General features: G+C 77.2%; 4 protein-coding genes. 3 read left to right on the top strand and 1 reads right to left on the bottom strand.

The features are described 5' to 3' along the window. Positions 1-1,079: GGDEF domain-containing phosphodiesterase (locus N866_RS14510; RefSeq protein ID WP_155855394.1), on the top strand; the 1,079-nt coding region annotated here is incomplete at its 5' end. Between the two features lie 39 nt (positions 1,080-1,118). Here the strand turns inward: N866_RS14510 and N866_RS14505 are convergent. Continuing rightward, positions 1,119-2,543, bottom strand: a complete 1,425-nt coding sequence (locus tag N866_RS14505; protein ID WP_034227600.1) for a CapA family protein — start codon at positions 2,541-2,543, stop codon at positions 1,119-1,121. 72 nt (positions 2,544-2,615) lie between these two features. On the opposite strand from N866_RS14505, the gene pgsA reads away from it, so the two are divergent. Then, positions 2,616-3,203 (top strand): CDP-diacylglycerol--glycerol-3-phosphate 3-phosphatidyltransferase, encoded by a 588-nt coding sequence (gene pgsA, locus N866_RS14500; RefSeq protein ID WP_034227599.1) that lies wholly within the window; start codon positions 2,616-2,618, stop codon positions 3,201-3,203. Next, a partial coding sequence (locus N866_RS14495) for a CinA family protein (RefSeq protein ID WP_155855393.1) occupies positions 3,200-3,760 on the top strand: 561 nt, incomplete at its 3' end. The genes pgsA and N866_RS14495, both read left to right, overlap by 4 nt.

Raw genomic sequence — 3,760 nt, 5'->3', positions numbered from 1 at the left:
TGGCGGCCGCGATCCACGCGGCGCTGCGGGTCCCCGTGAAGACCCAGCGACGCCGCGTCCCGGTCCACGCCAGCATCGGCATCGCGCTCGCGGACCCGACGGCGATCGGGCCGACGGCGATGACGATGCTCGCCGCCGCGGACACGGCCCTGTACCGGGCCAAGGCGAACGGCCGGTCGTGCACCGTCGTGTACGAGCCGTCGATGGGCTCCTCGACCTCCTCCAAGCTCGCGGTCGCCGCCGAGCTCGCCGCCGCCATCGAGGCCGGCCAGCTCCTGCTGCACTACCAGCCCACGGTCGACCTCGGGACGGGCCGCGTCGTCGGGCACGAGGCCCTCGTCCGCTGGCAGCACCCGCAGCGCGGGCTGCTCCTGCCGGGGGCCTTCCTGCCGACGGTCACCGAGACCGGGCTGGGCATGGCGCTCAACGCGACCGTCATCCGCCAGGCCGTCCAGTACCTGGCGCGCACCGCCGAGACGGGGCGCTGGGTCTCGGTCAACGTGTCCGCGGAGCACCTCGGCGACGGGGAGCTCGTCGCGCGCGTCATCGAGGACGTCCGCGCGCACGGCATCGCCCCGGGCCGGCTGGTGGTCGAGCTGACCGAGGGCGGGCTCGGCGACCCGGGCTCCCGCGTGCGGCAGGAGATCGCGGACCTGCGTGCGGCGGGCGTCCCCGTCCTCGTGGACGACTTCGGGACGGGCGCCGCCCCGCTGGCCTACCTGCGCGACCTGCCCGTCGACGGCGTCAAGCTCGACATGTCCTACGCGGCAGGCATCCCCGAGGACCCGGTCGCCGGGCGGGTGTCGCGCGCGCTCGGCGCCCTCGCGCGCGAGATGGAGATGGTCACGGTGGCGGAGGGCATCGAGACGGCGGAGCAGGCAGCGTTCATGCACCGGTGCGGCTGGCGGTACGGCCAGGGCTGGTTCTTCGGGGCGGGGCAGTCCGAGCCGGTCCTCCAGCTCGCCTACCGGCCGTCGGGGGAGCTCCCCGACGAGCTCGTCGACGTCGTCCCGAACCCTCGGCCCGAGGTCCCGGTGGGGGCGTCCGCCGAGTCCGGGTACCCCGGCCCCGGGGCCTGACCCTCTGCGGTTCGTGCGGCCCCTGCGGTCTCGTGCGGCTCAGGGCCGCGGGAGCACGCGGGGAGCGGGGCCGGAGGCCGTCGCCGGGGTGACGCGCTCGGGTGCGTCGGACCCCATCACCTCGCACACGCGGGCGTGCCGGACGGCCCCCTCCGGCGCACCGAGCACGCCGGCGGGGCGGTCGAGCCGCGTCGAGGGCAGCGGGTGCACCCGGTGCCCGCCGGTGCGCTCGACCGTCAGCGCGGTCCACTCCGCCCCCGTGACGCGCACCGGCCCCGTCGGGGGCACCGTCGCCGTCGCGGTGAGCACCAGGCCCGAGTCCGTCCGGGCCGTGCAGCACGCCGCGTCCTGGTTGGAGATCATGTTCCCCAGGCCGTAGGCGACCCACATGCCGTCGCCGCCCGGCCCGCCGGGGACGCGGCGGAGCGGCTGCGGCACGTGGGCGTGGTGACCGATCAGCAGGTCCACCACGGCGGAGGCGCCGAGGGCCTCGGCGATCCGCACCTGCTCCGCCGTGGGCTCGGACACGTACTCCGTGCAGCAGTGGACGCTGGCCAGCACGAGGTCGGCGCCCGACTCCCGGGCCAGCCGGGCCTGCTCGACCAGCCGGCCCACGTCGATGCGCTGCACCGCCCACGGCGCCGACGCCGGGACCGGGACCCCGTTGGTCCCGTAGGTCGCGGCGAGGTGGGCGACCCGCACCGTCCGACCGGACCGCTCGAGCGCGTAGACCTGCGGCGCTGCGGCCTCCTCGGCCGTGCGCGCCGTCCCGACGTGCCCGAGCCCGGCCTCGTCGAGGGCGTCGAGCGTGCGCACCACACCGTCCAGCCCGCGGTCCAGGCTGTGGTTCGAGGCCGTCGAGCAGCCGTCCCAGCCGTTCGCTCTGAGGTCGCGCGCGATCTGCGCCGGTGCCCCGAAGAGCGGGAAGCCCGACGGCGCGGTGCCCTCCGGTGCCACCGGGACCTCCAGGTGGCACAGGGCGAGGTCGGCGCCCGCGACCCAGGGGCGCAGCGGCGCCAGCAGGGGGGTGAAGTCGTACCCCTCGCCGGTGCGGGCGGACGCGAGGACCGGTGTGTGCAGGAGGACGTCGCCCGCGGCGACCAGGGTCAGGGGCACCCCGGCGTCGGCGCCCTCGCGGCGCTCGTCCGGCGGGGCGGTCGGCTCCCCGGTCGCCGGCTCGTCGGGTGCCGCCTCCGGTGCCGTCCCGTCGTCCCGCGGGCCGCCGGGTCCGGCGCCCTCGTCCGGTGCGGGCTCCTCCGCCGGGGCAGGGTCCGCAGGTCCCGCCGCGTCGCCGTCGGCCGCGGCCTGGGCACGGACGGTGGGGGCGACCGGGACGGCGGTCCGTTCCGGGAGCAGGTCGACGCCCGCGAGCGTCGTGGCGCCGAGGGCACCGAGGACGAGCGCCAGGGCCAGCACGGCGGGACCGGCCCGGTGCCGACGGATCCGTCGGGCATGGCGCGTCACGTCAGGACGATAGCGCCCCCGTGGCGGCCCCCAAGGGGGACCTGCGGACCGGAAGCCCCGTAGGGTGGGACCGTGGCGACGGCAGCACCCGTGTGGAACCTGGCGAACGGCGTGACGGTCGCCCGGATCCTCCTCGTACCCCTCGTGGTGATCTTCCTGCTGCTGGACGGCGGCGAGGGCGGCGGGTGGCGCTGGGCCGCAGCCGGGGCGTTCGGCCTGGCCGCGGCCACCGACCGGCTCGACGGCTGGCTGGCCCGGCGTCTGGACCAGGTGACGGACTGGGGCAAGCTCGTGGACCCCATCGCCGACAAGCTCCTCGTCGGCGCCTCGCTGGTGATGCTCTCCATCCTCGGTGACCTGCCCTGGTGGGTCACCGTCGTCATCCTCGTGCGGGAGCTCGGCATCACCGCGATGCGCCTGGCCGTCCTGCGGTACGTCGTCATCCCGGCGTCGCCCGGCGGCAAGCTCAAGACGGTGCTCCAGTCCGTGGGCATCGCGCTCTTCCTGCTCCCGCTCGACAGCCTGCCGTCATGGCTCACGGTCGTCGCCTGGGTTCTCGTCGTCGCGGCGGTGGTGGTGACGGTGGTGACCGGCCTGGACTACCTGCGGCGCGGCTGGCAGGTCCGCCGCGAGGCGTCGGCGCAGCCCGGCGGCGCGTGAGCGGGACCGCGGCCGACGACGGCGCGACGGCGGCCGAGGTCGTCCGCGTCGCGTCCCGCGCCCGGGTGACCGTCGCCGTCGCCGAGTCGCTCACCGGCGGTGCGGTGACGGACGCCCTCGTCGCGGTGCCCGGCGCGTCCGCCTGCCTGCGCGGCGGGGTCGTCGCCTACGCGACCGACGTCAAGCGGGAGGTGCTCGGGGTGGACGCCGACCTGCTCCGTCGGCGCGGGGCGGTGCACCCCGACGTCGCGGTCGCCATGGCGGCCGGGGTCCGGGCACTCCTGGGGGCCGACTACGGCGTGGCGACGACCGGCGTCGCCGGCCCGGACCCGCAGGACGGGCAGCCGCCGGGGATTGTCCACGTGGCGGTCTGCGGGCCGCACCGGACGGTCGTGGAGCCCGGGGGGAGCCCGGACGGGACGGTGGGCCGGCAGGCCGTCCGCGCGGCCGCGCGGGACGCCGCCCTGGCGCTCCTGCTCGAGGAGCTCCGCGTCGCTGCGCCGGTCCGCACCGACCAGGACGACGCCGACCGGGACGACGGCGCCCCGGTGCCGCTG

It is taken from the genome of Actinotalea ferrariae CF5-4, from assembly GCF_000603945.1.
Lineage (GTDB): Bacteria > Actinomycetota > Actinomycetes > Actinomycetales > Cellulomonadaceae > Actinotalea > Actinotalea ferrariae.
The sequence above is the reverse complement of the archived record's forward strand: the minus strand, read 5'-3'. Positions and strand labels throughout refer to the sequence as shown.